13 protein-coding genes and 1 tRNA gene are annotated in these 15,643 nt (G+C 60.3%); 8 read left to right on the top strand and 6 right to left on the bottom strand.

Annotation, left to right across the window (positions count from 1 at the left end; genetic code table 11):
- Positions 1-32 precede the first annotated feature (32 nt).
- Together Q0X28_RS01185 and topA are read left to right on the top strand one after the other, a co-directional pair.
- On the top strand, positions 33-647 hold the full coding sequence (locus Q0X28_RS01185) for a hypothetical protein (protein WP_298575604.1): 615 nt from the start codon (positions 33-35) through the stop codon (positions 645-647).
- Between the two features lie 169 nt (positions 648-816).
- Positions 817-3,687 carry a type I DNA topoisomerase gene (gene topA, locus Q0X28_RS01180; RefSeq protein WP_296238512.1) on the top strand — a complete coding sequence of 957 codons (2,871 nt, stop codon included), beginning with the start codon at positions 817-819 and terminating at the stop codon, positions 3,685-3,687.
- On the opposite strand, the gene Q0X28_RS01175 is transcribed toward topA, so the two are convergent.
- Positions 3,671-4,483, bottom strand: coding sequence for a hypothetical protein (locus tag Q0X28_RS01175; RefSeq protein WP_296238514.1), 813 nt, complete (start codon positions 4,481-4,483; stop codon positions 3,671-3,673). The genes topA and Q0X28_RS01175 overlap by 17 nt on opposite strands.
- Before the next feature lie 135 nt (positions 4,484-4,618).
- Between Q0X28_RS01175 and Q0X28_RS01170 the strand changes: the two genes are divergently transcribed.
- Together Q0X28_RS01170 and Q0X28_RS01165 are read left to right on the top strand one after the other, a co-directional pair.
- Positions 4,619-5,878 (top strand): DNA polymerase III subunit delta', encoded by a 1,260-nt coding sequence (locus Q0X28_RS01170; RefSeq protein WP_296238516.1) that lies wholly within the window; start codon positions 4,619-4,621, stop codon positions 5,876-5,878.
- Between the two features lie 84 nt (positions 5,879-5,962).
- Positions 5,963-6,035 (top strand) — tRNA-Thr (locus Q0X28_RS01165).
- Positions 6,036-6,225: 190 nt separating this feature from the next.
- Here the strand turns inward: Q0X28_RS01165 and Q0X28_RS01160 are convergent.
- Positions 6,226-7,392: a serpin family protein gene (locus tag Q0X28_RS01160; protein WP_298575597.1), complete on the bottom strand. Its 1,167-nt coding sequence runs from the start codon at positions 7,390-7,392 to the stop codon at positions 6,226-6,228.
- 69 nt (positions 7,393-7,461) lie between these two features.
- Between Q0X28_RS01160 and Q0X28_RS01155 the strand changes: the two genes are divergently transcribed.
- Positions 7,462-8,364: a Dyp-type peroxidase gene (locus tag Q0X28_RS01155; RefSeq protein ID WP_298575591.1), complete on the top strand. Its 903-nt coding sequence runs from the start codon at positions 7,462-7,464 to the stop codon at positions 8,362-8,364.
- A gap of 142 nt (positions 8,365-8,506) precedes the next feature.
- On the opposite strand, the gene Q0X28_RS01150 is transcribed toward Q0X28_RS01155, so the two are convergent.
- Positions 8,507-9,739: a S9 family peptidase gene (locus Q0X28_RS01150; protein ID WP_296238522.1), complete on the bottom strand. Its 1,233-nt coding sequence runs from the start codon at positions 9,737-9,739 to the stop codon at positions 8,507-8,509.
- Positions 9,740-10,053: 314 nt separating this feature from the next.
- On the opposite strand from Q0X28_RS01150, the gene Q0X28_RS01145 reads away from it, so the two are divergent.
- The gene (locus Q0X28_RS01145; protein WP_296238525.1) at positions 10,054-10,317 is read left to right on the top strand and encodes a GlsB/YeaQ/YmgE family stress response membrane protein; all 264 of its coding nucleotides are present in this window, start codon (positions 10,054-10,056) and stop codon (positions 10,315-10,317) included.
- A gap of 104 nt (positions 10,318-10,421) precedes the next feature.
- Here the strand turns inward: Q0X28_RS01145 and Q0X28_RS01140 are convergent, their stop codons facing one another.
- Positions 10,422-11,399 carry a triacylglycerol lipase gene (locus tag Q0X28_RS01140; RefSeq protein ID WP_296238528.1) on the bottom strand — a complete coding sequence of 326 codons (978 nt, stop codon included), beginning with the start codon at positions 11,397-11,399 and terminating at the stop codon, positions 10,422-10,424.
- A gap of 16 nt (positions 11,400-11,415) precedes the next feature.
- The gene (locus tag Q0X28_RS01135) at positions 11,416-12,486 is read right to left on the bottom strand and encodes a triacylglycerol lipase (protein ID WP_298575586.1); all 1,071 of its coding nucleotides are present in this window, start codon (positions 12,484-12,486) and stop codon (positions 11,416-11,418) included.
- Between the two features lie 434 nt (positions 12,487-12,920).
- On the opposite strand from Q0X28_RS01135, the gene Q0X28_RS01130 reads away from it, so the two are divergent.
- Both Q0X28_RS01130 and Q0X28_RS01125 read left to right on the top strand, forming a co-directional pair.
- On the top strand, positions 12,921-13,739 hold the full coding sequence (locus Q0X28_RS01130) for an SPFH domain-containing protein (protein WP_298576002.1): 819 nt from the start codon (positions 12,921-12,923) through the stop codon (positions 13,737-13,739).
- Positions 13,740-13,782: 43 nt separating this feature from the next.
- Positions 13,783-13,992 (top strand): hypothetical protein, encoded by a 210-nt coding sequence (locus tag Q0X28_RS01125; protein WP_296238532.1) that lies wholly within the window; start codon positions 13,783-13,785, stop codon positions 13,990-13,992.
- Between the two features lie 250 nt (positions 13,993-14,242).
- Here the strand turns inward: Q0X28_RS01125 and Q0X28_RS01120 are convergent, their stop codons facing one another.
- Entirely contained in the window at positions 14,243-15,601 is a 1,359-nt protein-coding gene (locus tag Q0X28_RS01120; RefSeq protein WP_296238533.1) for a lipase family protein, read from the bottom strand.
- Positions 15,602-15,643 lie beyond the last annotated feature (42 nt).

The following is a 15,643-nucleotide window of genomic DNA, read 5'->3' as shown; positions in this document are numbered from 1 at the left end:
ACCCTACCTTAGGGGCAGGTATCCTATACTCCGTGGACCAGCTGACTTTCTTCGATACGGGACTTGTCCCCGTTACCGCCTCTGATCTGGGGGCGGTGCTTGTTGCTCAGGGACAATGCCAGCTGCTCTTTGGGGACGCCGACACCACCCGGGGGAAGCGCCGCAAACCCACCCCGCAATCTGCCCGTCTGTCCGTGCTGCTGCACAGTGAATGGAGGGCCCGCCAACTGCGCGACCTCGCCCAATTTGTGGACTGTGCGGTGACGGTGGACACCCCAGCTGAGCGTAGCTGGCTGGTCCGCATGGAGGGTCCAGTACTGTTGCCCGTCGCCCAGGCGTGGACGAAAGGTGCCGTGAAGACTGTGCCGGCCCGCTGGACACTTTCCGACCGGGCACTGCAGATTTGGGCGACAGTGGCGGGAACGCTGGAAGAGAACGGGATGCGGTTCGGGTTGGACCCCCATATTGCCAGCCATGAACTCCTCCGCGAGCGAGCTGCAGCAGCGCTGGCGCAGTTGGGTGCAGCGGCCTCCTATGTCGGCCCCCGAGCAGGTGGGCCGGCCTTACGGGTCACCGGCCAACGTCGTCTGGGGAACATCATGACCATTCTGGGCGAGCCGCCCGAGGATGGTTCTTGGGACGCCTAGTGGCTCCCACTTGGCCGATGCTGAGCCGGCCGGGTGCCAATCCTGTTGCAATTTTTTGTGCGTATATATGAGGTGTAGTTTCAGACCCCCATTTTTTCGCCTATGCTAGCGAAACATAGGGGTAGGTGGATCTCCCGCCCCACTCATCTTGAGGAAAGGTCGCGATTTAGTGGCAGCACAAGCAGCAGGCAAGCACCATCTGGTGATTGTCGAATCGGCAACGAAGGCCAAGAAGATCCAGAATTATCTGGGTAAAGGCTATGTTGTGACCGCATCCATCGGTCATATCCGCGACCTCCCTTCCGGCGCCGCCGATGTTCCCGCCAAGTTCAAGAAAGAAAAGTGGGCCCGCACCGGCGTCAATGTTGACGACGACTTCACTCCCCTCTACGTCATTAATCCCGACCGTAAGGCCAAAGTTCGGGAATTGAAGGACCTGCTGAAGGACGCCGACGAACTCATCCTTGCCACCGACCCCGACCGGGAAGGCGAGGCCATCGCCTGGCACCTACTGGAAGTCCTCAAACCCAAGGTGCCGGTCAAACGCATGGTGTTCCATGAGATCACCCCGGAGGCCATCAACGAAGCGATCGACAACACCCGCGACCTCGACTTTGACCTTGTGGAAGCGCAGGAAGCGCGCCGCATCGTGGACCGCCTCTACGGCTACGAAGTGTCCCCTGTCCTGTGGCGCAAGGTAATGCCGCGCCTCTCCGCCGGACGTGTCCAGTCCGTCGCCACCCGCATGGTGGTGGAGCGGGAACGCGAGCGCATGGCCTTCATCTCCGCCGGATACTGGGATCTCACCGCCCAGCTGTCCGTCGCCGACCGTGCTAGCGACAATACTGCCCCCACTCTCTTCCCCGCCAAGCTGGTGGAGGTGAAAGGGCAGCGTATCGCCCAGGGCCGCGATTTTACTGACAAGGGCGAGCTGAAGTCCGGGAAGTCTACCCAGAATGTCATGGTGTTGGATGAGGCCGGAGCACATAGTCTGGCAGAAGCCCTGCAAGGGGGTGCTGCGGGCGGTGACGGCTCCGCGGCTGGCCAGCGTCTGGCCGTTACCAGTGTGGAAGAAAAGCCCTACACTCGCCGCCCCTACCCACCGTTCATGACGTCGACGCTGCAGCAGGATGCTGCCAATAAGCTGCATTTCTCCTCCGACCGCACCATGCGTATCGCGCAGCGCCTCTACGAAAACGGATACATCACCTACATGCGTACCGACTCCACCACGTTGTCTGTGGCCGGCTTGAATGCGGCCCGCCAACAGGTGCAGGAGTTCTTTGGGGAGAAGTATCTTTACCCCAGCCCCCGCCAGTACAACCGCAAGGTGAAGAACGCGCAGGAAGCCCACGAGGCTATCCGCCCCGCCGGCGACCACTTCGCCTCGCCAGACTCCCTGCGCGGCGTTTTGGATGCGGAAGAATTTAAGCTCTACCAGCTTATTTGGCAGCGCACATTGGCATCTCAGATGGCCGATGTGAAGGGCACTACCATGACGGTGCGTTTGGAAGGGGACGCCCCCACCCACCCGGTGACTCCGGTGGCCTTGACCGCCTCGGGACGCACCATTACGTTCCCCGGTTTCCTCAAGGTGTACGGCGCTGGCTACGGGGACGAGCAGGACGGCGAGTCTTCCTCCGGGAAGGACACCCATCTGCCGCGGCTTGCCGAGGGGGACACCGCAACGGTGAACTCGGCCACGCCGGAAGGCCACACTACTAACCCGCCCGCTCGCTTCACCGAAGCGAGCCTAGTGAAGGCGATGGAAGAGTTGGGCATTGGCCGCCCTTCCACCTACGCCAGCATTATCCGCACCATTAATGACCGTGGCTATGTGGTGAAGCGTGGCTCCGCCCTTGTTCCCAGCTGGGTAGCCTTCGCGGTGGTGGGCCTGATGGAGCGCGGCTTTGACCGCCTGGTGGACTACAACTACACCTCCGATATGGAAGACGAACTGGATGCCATCGCGGAGGGGCGGGAAAACCGCAGCCGCTGGCTGAGCGCCTTCTACTTCGGTGACGGGGAAGCCTCTCTACAGAAGTCAGTGCCTGGCAAGGGCGGCTTGAAAGGGCTCATTGAGCAGAATTTGGAATCCCTGGATGCGCGAGAAATCAACTCGCTGCACCTTTTTGATGATGCCAATGGAGTTCCCGTGTACGTGCGGGTGGGACGGTACGGACCCTACCTGGAACGGACCATTGACTCTGACACCGCCGCCCCGACGGTGGAGCGAGCCAACATCCCCGATGCCGTCACCCCAGATGAGCTGACCCGCGAAAAGGCGGAGGAACTGTTTGCGGTGCCCACCGATGGGCGCGAGCTGGGCCGCCACCCGGAGACAGGCCGTGAGATTGTCGCCAAGGACGGTCGCTATGGTCCCTACGTGCAGGAAGTACTGCCGGAGGAGGACCCGGGGAAGCCGAAGACGGCATCGCTTTTTAAATCGATGGATCTGAAGACCGTCACCTTGGAGCAGGCAGTGCAGCTGTTGAGTTTGCCGCGCCTGCTGGGGACGGATGCCGATGGCGAGGAGATCGTTGCCCTCAATGGCCGTTATGGCCCATATGTAAAGAAGGGTAAGGAATCTCGCAGCCTGGAGAAGGAGGAGGACCTTTTCACGGTCACCCTTGAAGACGCCCAGAAGCTGTTGGCGGCACCGAAGTTGCGGCGCGGCCAGAAAGCCGCAGCGGGACCGCTGCGGACACTGGGTGAAGACCCCGCCACCGGTAAACCGATTGAGGTAAAGACCGGCCGCTTCGGTCCCTATGTGACCGATGGCGAAGTGAATGCCTCACTTCGGAAGGCCGACAGTGTCGAGACGATGACGGCGGAGCGCGCCAGCGAGCTGCTTTCCGACCGGCGTGCGCGGTTGGCGGCTGGCGGAGGTAAGAAGCCAGTCCGCAAGACCGCAGCGAAGAAAACGACGGCAAAGAAAACCACCGCCAAAAAGACCACTGCGGCCAAGAAAACCACCGCGGCCAAGAAAACCACCGCGAAAGCAGCGGCTGCACAGGAGACGGCTACTGCGCAGGAGTAGCCTCTTCCTGCTGTAGTCGGCGCACCATCCAGGTGAGGACACTTGTCCGGATCACCAGGAACAGTGTCATTGCTGCCAACACATAGATCCCCATCGCCTGCGACGATTCCATCACTCGCGTGGCGATAAGGATGATGGCGATAATAACAGCCAGGGTCCAGTAGACGCCGGTACCGATGTGGAGGGAGCGCCGTTCCCGCTGCAGGCGAGGATCAAATTCCCGCTCCTGCAAGAGCACTCGCTCGGGGAAGTAGGTGGACAGGCTCCACACCAGGAGTGCGGCCGCGCCCGCTACTATCAGCAGCAAGAGAGCAATGAGGAGCGGCTGCGCCCACACCACATCATGGGGCGACACCGTCCGGTGAACGACGAGGAGTGGGATGGGGGACAGGGCGAAGAGCGCCAAACTCATCCCCAACGCCAGAGTTTTGCGTTGCCGGTAGGTGCGACGCCAGTCTTCTACCACCGCGCACACTGCCTCCGTGGTGAACCGGTGGGTGGTGGCCAGTGTGTCGAAACGGTAGAGCCGCTGGGTGCCCACCATGAGGAGTGTTACACCCGCAATAATCATGAGGGTGGTGAGGATGCTGCCTACCACCGTCGAGATGCGGACGCTCGCCCCGAGCCCCTGCACCAGTGAGACTCCGAGGAATTGCGGGATGGCCGCACTGCACAGAAGCGCGACGCCACTGGAGAAGAGTGGTTGGGTGTCACGGGCACGCTGCAGATACCCCTCGGCTTCTGCCACAGTGAGGGTAGTGGGAGAGTTAAAGGTCGGGTCGCTGGGCTGCATCATCGTTCCTTCCACTAGCGGAACTGGTGGGGAGCGCTAGTTTCCGCTAGTGGACTTATCATAACCAGCAACAATGCTGTTACGCGCATTTTCTCCGAGAGCTCACAGCAGCGTGAGTAAACCAGCTAGGCTAGACCCGTGAGTGTTTTCGATCGTCTAGCCGGCCAAGAGGATGTGGTGGCGCAGTTGCAGGCAGCCGCCGCAGCAGCCCGTCAGATGGTGGCCGATACTGTCGAAAACACATCTTCACCTGCAGAAAGTGGTTCTTCTGGGGATGGTGACGAGGTTGCCCGCGCGAAGATGACGCACGCCTGGCTCTTCACTGGCCCACCGGGATCGGGGCGCTCAATCGCCGCCCGCTGTTTTGCTGCAGCGTTGCAATGTGAGTCTGCACAAGGCCCAGGGTGTGGGGAGTGCGAGGTGTGCCGGGCGGTCATGGAGGACCGTCATCCCGATGTGACGGTGGTGCGGCCGGAGGGGTTGACGATTTCCGTCAAGGAGATTCGCGGCATTGTGGCCCGCGCCAGTACTTTCCCTGCGACTGGCCAATGGCAGGTTGTCATTATTGAGGATGCGGATCGGTTGACGGAGCAGGCCGGTAACGCCCTGCTGAAAGCGGTGGAGGAACCGCCGTCACATACGGTGTTTATTCTCTGTGCACCCTCGGACGATCCGCAGGACATTATGCTGACGCTGCGTTCTCGGACGCGCCACATTTATGTGCGTATGCCCAGCACTGAGGCGGTGGCGCAGTTGTTAGAGCGGGATGGGGCGAGTGGGGAGCAGGCTCGCTGGTCGGCGGCGGTGTCGGGTGCTCATATTGGGCGGGCACGGGCGTTGCTGAATTCGGAGGATGCGCGCGATCGGCGGCGTCGGGTGCTGGAGTTGGGGCAGGCCACCGCCCAGCCGGGGCGTGGCTACGACCTGGCTGTGCAGATGGTGCAGGATGCGCGGGCAGCAGCTGCTGCCGCCAATAAAGTGTTGTCGGAGGGGGAGACGGAGGAGCTGCGGACGGCCTTGGGTGCGGGTGGTACCGGGAAGGGGGCGGCGGGGGCGCTGCGCGGTTCGGCGGGGGCGTTGAAGGAGTTGGCGGATGCACAGAAGCGGCGTGAAACCCGTATGGTGCGGGATTCGGTGGATTTGTCGCTGACGGATTTGGCTACCTTCTACCGGGATGCGTTGGTGCAGGCGACGGGGGCGCGGGTGCAGCCGGTGCATGTGGATGCGCGGCGGGTGACGGCGTCGATGGGGCGGAAGTTTTCCCCGGAGGCGCTGCTGCGGTGTATTGATGCGGTGATGGCTGCGCGGGTGGAGATCGGCCAGAATGTGAAGCCGGAAGTGGCGGTGGGCGGTATGGTGGCGCGCATTAGCATGGCGTTGGCGGCTAGCCTGCGTTAGCCTGGGCTAGCTTCTGTTGGGGTCGGGTTTTTCTTTACCTGGGGTTCTCCGCTAAAGTTAACGTGCACTCTTTGGTGAGTGCAGGCCGCTTTAGCTCAGTCGGTAGAGCGATTCACTCGTAATGAATAGGTCAGGAGTTCGATTCTCCTAAGCGGCTCATCACACACAACTCGTCGCATCGCAGGTACGCAAAACGCGAGCAGATAACAGTCCCCGCCGGAACGCAGCGGGGACTTTCTGTATCTTGGCGGTTGTGCGTCTGGTGCCAGCCCCTGGCCAGGAGCCGGGTATGCCGGCAGCACGTAGGCTGGCAGGTGGTGCGCGGCTGCCAGCAGTGTGCAGGCTGTTCAGCTAGCAGATGAGGGTTGTGATGGGTGGTGGATAGCCCCCATGTAGACCGGCACATCCGTTGTCTCGTCGCGGACGACTAAGAGGAATGGGTGGTCGCAGACCAGCGGCGGGCGTGGCGTGCGAGCACCACCATGTGCACAGGCCAGCATCACCATCTCCACGGTGGTGGCAGCTTTGGTTTCTCGCTCGTCCACTTCCAGCAGCACCTGCTGGACACAGTCGCTGATCCCGCTAACCTCCGGGGACATGGCGCTGAAGTCGGCATTGTCAAAGAGGCTTCCCAAGCCCATTCGGGTGAGGGCAGTGCGGAGACTCTCGGAGGAACTGGTGCTCACCTTGGGCAGTTTTACTTCGAGTGGCAGGCGGGAAGATTCCAGCATCTCCTGGAGCAACCCCAGGAGAAGCTCGGGGGTGGCATCGAGGGGGCTGGTGCCGTCGGGGGGAACGATAATATCGCAGGTGAGGCCGCCGTCGTAGGGGAGGGTGGTGGCACGCCACCCTTCGTATTCGCCGTAGGGGAGGTTTCGGGAGGTATACATCATGCGGCAGGGCTGGCGTTCCCCACTCATGAGGAAGAACTCGTCATCTTCCGTATCCTCGACGCGGAACGGCTCCGCCCAAGGGGCAACGAGTGCGAGCGCCGACTGTAGCACCATATCGATGGTGGGGGTGACGGTGATGCCAGAGCGGGGGATGAGCCCCTTGGTGTTGCGGTAGACCCAGTTATCCAATTTTTCCTGGGCTTTTGCAGTGTTGGTGAAGTCCAGCCGATGCATGGTGCCACCCAGGGTAGCCATGGTGGCGGCGAATCCACGCTCAAAGGTGAGGTCACGGCGGGCGACTGCGCGGCAGGCGGTGGAGACCAGGCGGGAGCCTACCGCAAGGGTGTCGGCGATCTCCCGTAGCTGTGACTTTTCCGTCATTCCGAGGACTTCCAGGAGGTCCTGGAGGGTCTGCCCGGCGGCTCCGGCGGCGGCAGTCGCAAGTGCCAGCTGTAGGCAGGTGGGGGAGGTGAGGAAATTGCGGCTCTCCGCCACCCGGTCGGCAATTGAACCGGGTTCGTGGGCGATGGACTGCAGGGTGCTGAGCCCCAGGCGGTAGGCCTTGGGGGCGAGGGCAGTGCGCAGCGGACCATTGCAGGCGGGGAGGGCGTTTCGATTCACTCCTCTACCCTACGTCCTTCGCCTCAATTTGCAGGGAAGGCGCCTGCGCTGCTGAGTAGAATGAAAGGCATGAATACACAGTCTGGAGTGTTTGCCTTCGGGGCAACAGAACACCTCTTTCTCACTTTCGATTTGACTGCCGGGGCCGATGTCCAGGAGGCATTGCAGATTCTCGCCCAGGCGGGTAATCCCGCTACTACCGACATGGTGAACGTGGTGGTGGGTGTACGCCCGAGCCTGTGGGCGGAGGTTGCGGACGCTGCGGATGTACCGTCTGATGTTCATGACTACACGGAGACCAAGGGCGAAGGCGTTACCGCCATGCCCGCTGAGCAGCACGACTTTTGGATCTGGATTAGCGCTGCCGGTATGGATGCTTGCTGGGACTGGGCTAAGCAGACCATCATTGCCTTCGGTTCGAATGCGGAGCTGACCTCTGAGCATCGCGGCTGGGGCTACCACGGCAACCAGGATCTGACGGGGTTCGTGGATGGTACCGAGAACCCGGGCCGGCTGGAGGCACCCCAGCATGTGGCTATCCCGGAGGGGAAGCCGGGTGCTGGCGCCTCCATTCTTCTCTTCCAGCCCTACGAGCACACCAAGTTCAACTGGTACGAAACCAGCATTGAGGAGCAGGAAAAAGCTATTGGCCGTACCAAGCTCGAGAATATTGAGTTTGATGATGATGTGAAGCCGCTGTCTGCCCATGTCGCTCGCACCAATATCGATACCGATGAGGTGGAGGTGAAGGTGTGGCGCCGCAATGTGGCCTACGGCGATATGCGCCGCCACGGCACACTGTTTGTGGGCTTCACCAATGAGCAGTGGAAGCTGGAGGACATGCTGGACCGTATGGCTGGCGTTGACGGTGTGCACGACTCCATCATGAACTTTATGAAGGTCACTGGTTCCGCCTGGTTTGTTATCCCCAGTGTGGAGGGCCTGCTGAAGTTTCCTCCCCGAGGACGATGACGAGGAGTAGTCGCGCACGTACTAGCGTTGCGCAGGCGCCGTCACCATCCTGACTGCAAACAACTGCCGCCCCGGACTGAAATCCGTGGGCGGCAGTTGGTTATGTGGGCAAATAATGGCGAGGGCGTACGAGGGCGGAGTATTAGCTCTGCATGACGCGTGCCACGAACGGGGTGGAGTCCTTGAGGGATCCGTTTACCGTCTGGCTGTGGTCATACTTGGGGTAGAGGTGGAATTCCACCGGTTCCCCACGCAGGTACATTTCCGTCACGAGGCTGATGGCGAAGGGTGCGGGGACGTCAACGTCCTTGAGGCCCTGGCCGACGAAGATTGGACGGTCGTAGCCGGAAGCCGGGGTTCCCATGTACTCCTGCAGAGCCTTATGGATGCCGGGGATGGAGAGCAGCGGCTTGGCGAAGAGGCTGCTCAGGGACACCTTCTGGTCGTCGAGTGCTTTGTGGAGGGAACCGTAGCAGAGGGTCTCGGACTGCTTGACCCACTTCAGGCCCTCCTTGTTGAGCACCTGGTTCACCTTCATGTCGGGGCGGGCATCCCGGAACCCGGCCAGTACGTAGAGGATGTAGCTGGTCATGCCCGCGCCCACGTCGAACGGCGGGAAGTGCGGGCCAGCAAACTGCAGCACATCTTCGATGTGGGCAGGGGTGCCGGTGGAGACGCCGCCGCGGTAATCCACGCCGGAGCCTTTACCGAATTCGGTAGCATAGCGGGCGGTGTTCATGGCCACGCCGCCACCCTGGGACTGGCCCACCACAACCCACTTCGGGGAGAACTTGGCGAGGGCGGAGCGCTGGGCGGCGATGACGGAGTCCACTACGTTATGTGCGGAGGTCTTGCCGTCTAGGTAGGCCATCAGGCCGGGAGTGCCGAGGCCGACATAGTCGGTGGCGACGACGGCGTAGCCCTGGTTCAGCCAGTGATCTAGGTACTTGACGTCGCGGAGGTAGCGGTCACCGGCGGAGGGGGTGCAGGCGTCACCGAGGCCCACGGTGCCGTGTGCCCACGCCACGATGCGGTAGCCGCCGGCTGGGGCAGGCTTCTTGGGGAGGAAGATGGCGCCGGTGGAGACGGCCATTTTGCCGTGGGAGTTCTGCGAGGTGTAGAGAATACGGCTGGCCTTCGCGGCGGCGGGGAGCCAGGCTCCCTTGTCGAGGGGGACTTCGCGGAGGAGGGTACCGTTCTTCTGGGGGATGGGTCCGCGGTAGTGGGAGACATCCATACCAGACCAGAGGGGGACGGGCTGTCCCGGCTTAATGGGGTCAGCTCCAGCGGCGCCCACACCACCAGCGAGGAGGGCGGCGGTTGTCACAAGGGCGGTTGCACTGGAAAATATACGGTTGCGAATGGACTTCTTCATAGTTACTAGACAATCACATAGCGCAGAAAAAATCCGACTTTAAACCACTCTGAACAGAGCTTTATAGGGAAAATGATCGATAACAAACTGGTCAAGTGTCAAAGAATTTAGGTTGCTAGCGGCTGCTGTGTTGGTAAATATTGGAGTAATCCCCGCTAGGCTTCGGTCTCGCTGGCAGCGAAAAGACTGACAAGCCCCTGTGGATTCCTTAGACTTGATGATGTAAGGACGAGCCTTGTGCTCGTAGCAAAGTCCTCCTTGTGAGGGTATACAAACGTACAAGTCCCTCCGGGGACTGATGAAAGGAATAGCTCATGGAGCTCGCATTCGGTTTCCTCGGTTGGATTATTTTCGGCGGCATTGCTGGCTGGCTCGCTTCTAAGGTCATGAAGACCGACGAGCAGATGGGTATCTGGGCCAACATTGGTGCTGGCGTTGCCGGTGGTCTTATCGGTGGTGCCATTCTCGGTTTCGTCCTCGGTGCGGACCACGCTGGCTTCTTCTGGAGCTTCGTCACTGCTTTTGTCGGCGCCTGCCTGGTGATCTGGGTCGTCAAGGCTGTGAAGGGCCGGAAGTAATCCACGCCCTGCGTCCCCCGACGCAACCCATACAGATACAGTGAATGCCCCCGCGGTTACGGGGGCATTCACTGTATCTGTATGGGCGTTGTGCGAGCAGAATGCTAGGGGGCGGTGTAGTCGGATTGGCCAGCGTCGCCGGCAAATCCGTTGTTTTCGCCCTTGTGGCTCTTACCGACCCACCCGTTGGGAACCTCCCACGGGGTGCTTGTGCAGTTAGCCGGCTGGTTGCGCAGTGCACGCAGAATAACCGGGCGCGCAATGGGATCCTCGATCATGCCCGAGTGCGTGATCTCGTGGTCCACGCGGCACACGTCCTGGATGACGACATTCTGCACGGTGGCACCAGGTCCGGATTTCATCATGCCGGTGGTATATGGGGTGGCGGTCTTGTCGTCCTTAGTCATCAGGCTGGCGTAGTGAACGCCGGGCATGGTGTCGGGAATAGACTTGGCATAGGCGATGGTGGGGGAGTCCCACAACTGGAATTCCGCCGGCGGAGATGCGAAGAACCCAATGGCTTCAGGAAGGATCGGGTACTTGTGGGGGCCAAATGCTCCTTTGCCGTCCATGTCGGTGCCCTTCAACGTGGGGGTGATGAGCACCGCATTGTTGACGTAGCGGTTGGCCTTGTACTTGTAGATCCACAGTTTGACGAGCAGACCGCCCTGGGAGTGGGCTGCAACATTCACCTTTTTGGCACCGGTCTTACGCATCACCATCTTGACGTAGGCGTCGATCTCTTTGAGGGAGGTGTCGACATCCTGGACGGCGTAGCGTTCGCGGTACTTTTCGAAGATGGCGTCCTCGTTGTAGCCGAAGTTTAGTGCCCACACGCACATGCCGTTCTGGCGTAGGTAGGGGGTTAGGTACTTCCACTTTTGGGCATTGGCCCACGTGCCGTGAATAAGAACGATAGGGTAGGGGTCTTTTTTGGTCAGAGTGCAGTGGGGGTCGCTAATTTCGGGGACGGTGTATCCCGGGCCAGGGAGGATAGCCGCCTGGGCCACCGGCGTGGTGGTGAGGCTAACACCGAGCACTGCAGTCAAGGCTGCAGACACGCATGCAACAGTCTTCTTCATAGCTCTCATTCTAGATTTACAGTGCCCACTGGGTGTCGGAACACGTCACCTTCTTATCCTGTAGTGCTCGCAGTACAAGCACTTGAACAGCCTGGTTCGTGGTGAGCTTGTTGTGGTCGAGCATCTCGCCGGGCTTGCAGACGTTTTCCACAGTGACATTGGTGACGGTGGCGCCGCGGACAGGCTTCAGGAAGGTTGCGTAGTAGGGGGTAGAGGTGGTGTCGTACTTGGTGGCCAGTGCGGTGTAGCGCACACCCGGCATGGTGTCAGGCAGCGAGTTGATGTACCGCACCATGGGGGAGCCAACTAGTTGCTGCATGGCGGCGCTGGAGAGGACGGCGGAGAGGCTGGTGGCGAGGGCGGGGTTGTCCCAGACGGGGAAAGTCGAAAACCCCATCATGGTGGTGCCGTGGTTTGTGCCTGCGAGGGTGATGGAGTGCTGGGTGCGCAGGTTTCCGCGGAAATCATGCATCCACAGGTGGAAGACCAGGCCGGCTTGGGAGTGTCCCACGAGGTCAACTTTCTTAGCGCCGGTGAGCTTCAGGACCTGGTTGACATAGTTGTTGAGCTCAATGGCGGAAGAATAGATGTTGTTGGTGGCGAACTTGCCGTCCTTGGGGTTGTTGTAAAGGCTGGAGCGGGCGTCGAACCCATAGTTCATGGCGAACACGCAGTAGCCGTGCTTCTGCAGGTAGGGTGCGAGCACATTCCACTTTTGGGCGTTGGCCCAGGTACCGTGTACGAGCACGACGGGGTTGGGGTGTTCTTTGGTGAGTGTGCATCCGGGGGTGCGGATTTCCGGGATGGCACGGTAGGCGCTGGCATCGGGGATCTCGAGGTTGAGGGTGGTGTCGTAGGGCCAGGGTTTGCCGGTGGTGACGCCGGCTGCTTTGCGGGCCTGGGTGAGGGTGGTGTCGGGGCCGTACTGTCCTTGGTGGACGGGGACGGTGGGGGCGGTGCGGAGGAAGCTGTCATCGGTGCCGGGAGTGGCGGTGAGGGGGGCTGCCTGAGCGGCGGTGATAGTGCTGGTGAGGATGGCGCAGCTGGCGAGAAGGCTGGCTGCTGCACGAATTGTGGTGTTATGCATAAGGAGATCCTGGTGACACGACCCTGCTGCGCGGTCTGGAAGGGCCAATTGATACATGGGTAATCGTTGACGGGCGTAGTGAATCGGTCAAGGAGTATTGCCGAGAGTGGCAATATGTGACGCGGGCGACAGTTGCTAGAGGGAGAGGATAGCGTTGCCCCTTGACGAAACGCACCAAAATGGTATCATTTTGATGTTAGGATATGCGTGCAGCCACAGGAGAAGTGATCGACATGAAGCGCACCCTCACCCCCATATCACCCAACGACGGCACCAACCCCGCATCCGCCACCCCACCACACGCAGAAGCCAACGTCGCCCTCGACGGCACCCCCGCAGCCACGTCAGCATCCGGAAAGTTCGGAGGCTTCGACATCGAAGAAAAACGCCTCCCCCACCTCACCGGCGGTCCCGCCGCCCTCATATTCCTTCTGATGATCGTGCTCTTTGCCGGCAGCATCGCAGTGATCGCAGCTACCGAAGACAGCGCCTCCCCCGCACTGACAGTAGTCGCCGTCATCGTCATGCTGCTCAGCATCATTGCCTGCACCGGATTCAGCATCATCCAGCCCGGACACACACTCGTCAGCCAATTCTTCGGCAAATACGTCGGCACTATCCGTGCCGACGGCTTCATCTTCACCTACCCCCTCACCACCCGAAAGAAACTCTCCGTCCGCGTCCGCAACTTCGAAACCAACGAACTGAAGATCAACGACGAAGACGGCAACCCCGTCACCACCGCCGCCATCGTCGTCTGGACCGTCGGCGACACCGCCCGCGCCAGCTTCGCCGTCAAAGACTACGAAGCCTTCATCGAAACCCAGGCCGAAGCAGCCCTCCGCCACGTCATCTCCACCCACCCCTACGACGAAGGCAACCGCACCAACGTCGTCAGCCTGCGCGGCTCCACCGATGACGTCAGCCAAGAACTCGCCGACGAAGTCGCTGCACGCGTCGCCTCCGCCGGCCTCACCATCATCGAAGCCCGCATTAGCTCCCTCGCCTACGCTCCCGAAATTGCCCAAGCCATGCTGCAACGCCAGCAAGCTGCCGCTGTCGTCGCCGCCCGCGAACGCATCGTCGAAGGCGCCGTCTCCATGGTGCAAGACGCCCTCCGACAGCTAGAAGAACACGACATCGTGGAACTTGACGACGAACGCCGTGCCGCCATGGTCTCCAACCTGCTCGTCGTCCTCTGCTCCGACAACCACGTATCCCCAGTAGTCAACACCGGAACTCTCTACAGCTAACGGTCCTGGCCCCCACATCCCACCACTCGAAAGAACCACCGCCATGGTAAACCGACGCGTCTCCGACACCGCCCGCAAAACACTCTCCCTGCGGCTCACCCCCGAAGTGTATGAAGGAATCGCTCGCTGGGCTTCGGATGATCTCCGCTCTATCAACGCCCAAATAGAAATGCTGCTCCGCGATAGCCTTCAGGAAGCAGGTCGACTCCCCACAAAAAAAGACCGCGCCCGGAGTGACACTTCGGCTGCTTAGGCAGAGCCGACAACGATGGCACATGGGAGAGTCCAGATCAACGACCTGGACTCTCCCACTTATTTGGAATAAGAACACCGCTCTAAATGCCGTCATACAGAACAAGAGCGACTGTGCATATTTGAGCACTCCCACAGGCTGGGTACGGCGGGGCAGCACGGAGTAAGCCGTCACCAGGGAGGGGGGTGGCGGTGATGGGGGCTACCTGTGCGACGGTGCTAGTGCTGGTTGAGCATGAGATGCTTTTCAGCTAGAAAAAATCTCTGTGGCCACAGTGCGATGTCTGTACGGAGGAACCTGTGATAAGAGGTGCGAGTCCGTAATAGTACGCGCGGGGGACTGTAACAGCCGGAGTAAGAATGTGCCCTGTAAAAGGAACACGAACGTAGACAGCGTTCGTTCCAGCGTTACACCATTTCTCGTAGAGAAGCTGATCATCGCTGGCTTGGGGGAGGATGCCGTCAACGGAACCATGTGTCAAAAACACAGGTACTGCGGGGTTCCCAGGGTAGTAGTAGCTGGACTGCTCTTTGGCAATCTGCAGTAGATTATGGAATGTTACAGACTTGTAGAAACCTGGCTTCAGCAGTAGCGGCATGGGGGATAGAGCGCCTACTATCGCACTTGCTGGTTGGCAGGCATCAGCATTAAGTGTCATCAGCTTCATGCCTTCGGGAGTGAGCCAATGCTTAATATTGGTGAGCTTATCGGGATATTCGCGGATAGCGCCGATAAGGAAGTTGATGGCAAGAGCAGCGTAGGGGGAGGGCAATTGAGAGAGTTTACCGTACACACCAAACTGTGCTGCCAGGCGGAGCAAATCGGGTGCACCTTCCTCAATGACAAACTGGTCGATGTATTTGGTGAGGTCAGGTGCATAGTAGGGTTGCTCAGCTGCCGTGTAACTTGTCACGAGGCCGCCGTGGCTGATACCTGCGACCACGAAGTGGGACTGCTGGAGATGAGGAAAGTGGTGAACGGCACGCATAGCGTCAAGAACGTAGTGGGAGGATCCGCGATTCATGGGATATGCGTGGTTAGGCCCTAGGACGTCTATCAAGAGAACGGGGCGTCCAGCATCCACGATGCCGAAAAGCATGCCTGTGCTGGACTGCCATGTCCGTTCATATTTGCCGTCGTGCAGCTCTGTTGTGGGGTCGCAATCGGCACCACTAGAGTTGGTGAACTGGACCCACGTGAAGACGGACGCGTTCTCTTTCATGCGCAAAGGAACGACAAGCGTCGCGGTCACTTCAACCGGGTAACCTCGGCTGTCAAGGGATTTCACCATGAACTGTGTGGCATGGCCAAAGCGAAATAAGACGTGGGCCACAACAGAGCTACGTGAGCGGATGATCTCCCCGGGGCGGTAGTTCTTTGCTCGAGAGTAGTGGGAACTGCGCCATTCATCGTTACCGCGGTGGGTAGCGAAGTATGGATCAGGGGTGAGCTGGGGGGTGTCTTTCTCGTGAACACGGAGTCTTACGGGGTCTAGCTGTCGGGCGAGGTGGGCGGCATCCTCATGGGTGAGGGTGGGGCCGCTTTCTCGTACGTCTAGAGGGTGCGGATCACTGTCAAACTGTTGTGCCTGTGCTGGAACACCAGACATTATCAGTGTGACAGCAAGCGTAACGCCGAGTACTCCTAGGGG

This window comes from uncultured Lawsonella sp. (assembly GCF_947252745.1).
In the GTDB taxonomy this organism is placed as follows: Bacteria; Actinomycetota; Actinomycetes; order Mycobacteriales; family Mycobacteriaceae; genus Lawsonella.
Note: the sequence above shows the minus strand (reverse complement) of the source record. Positions and strands in the feature narration are given on the sequence as shown.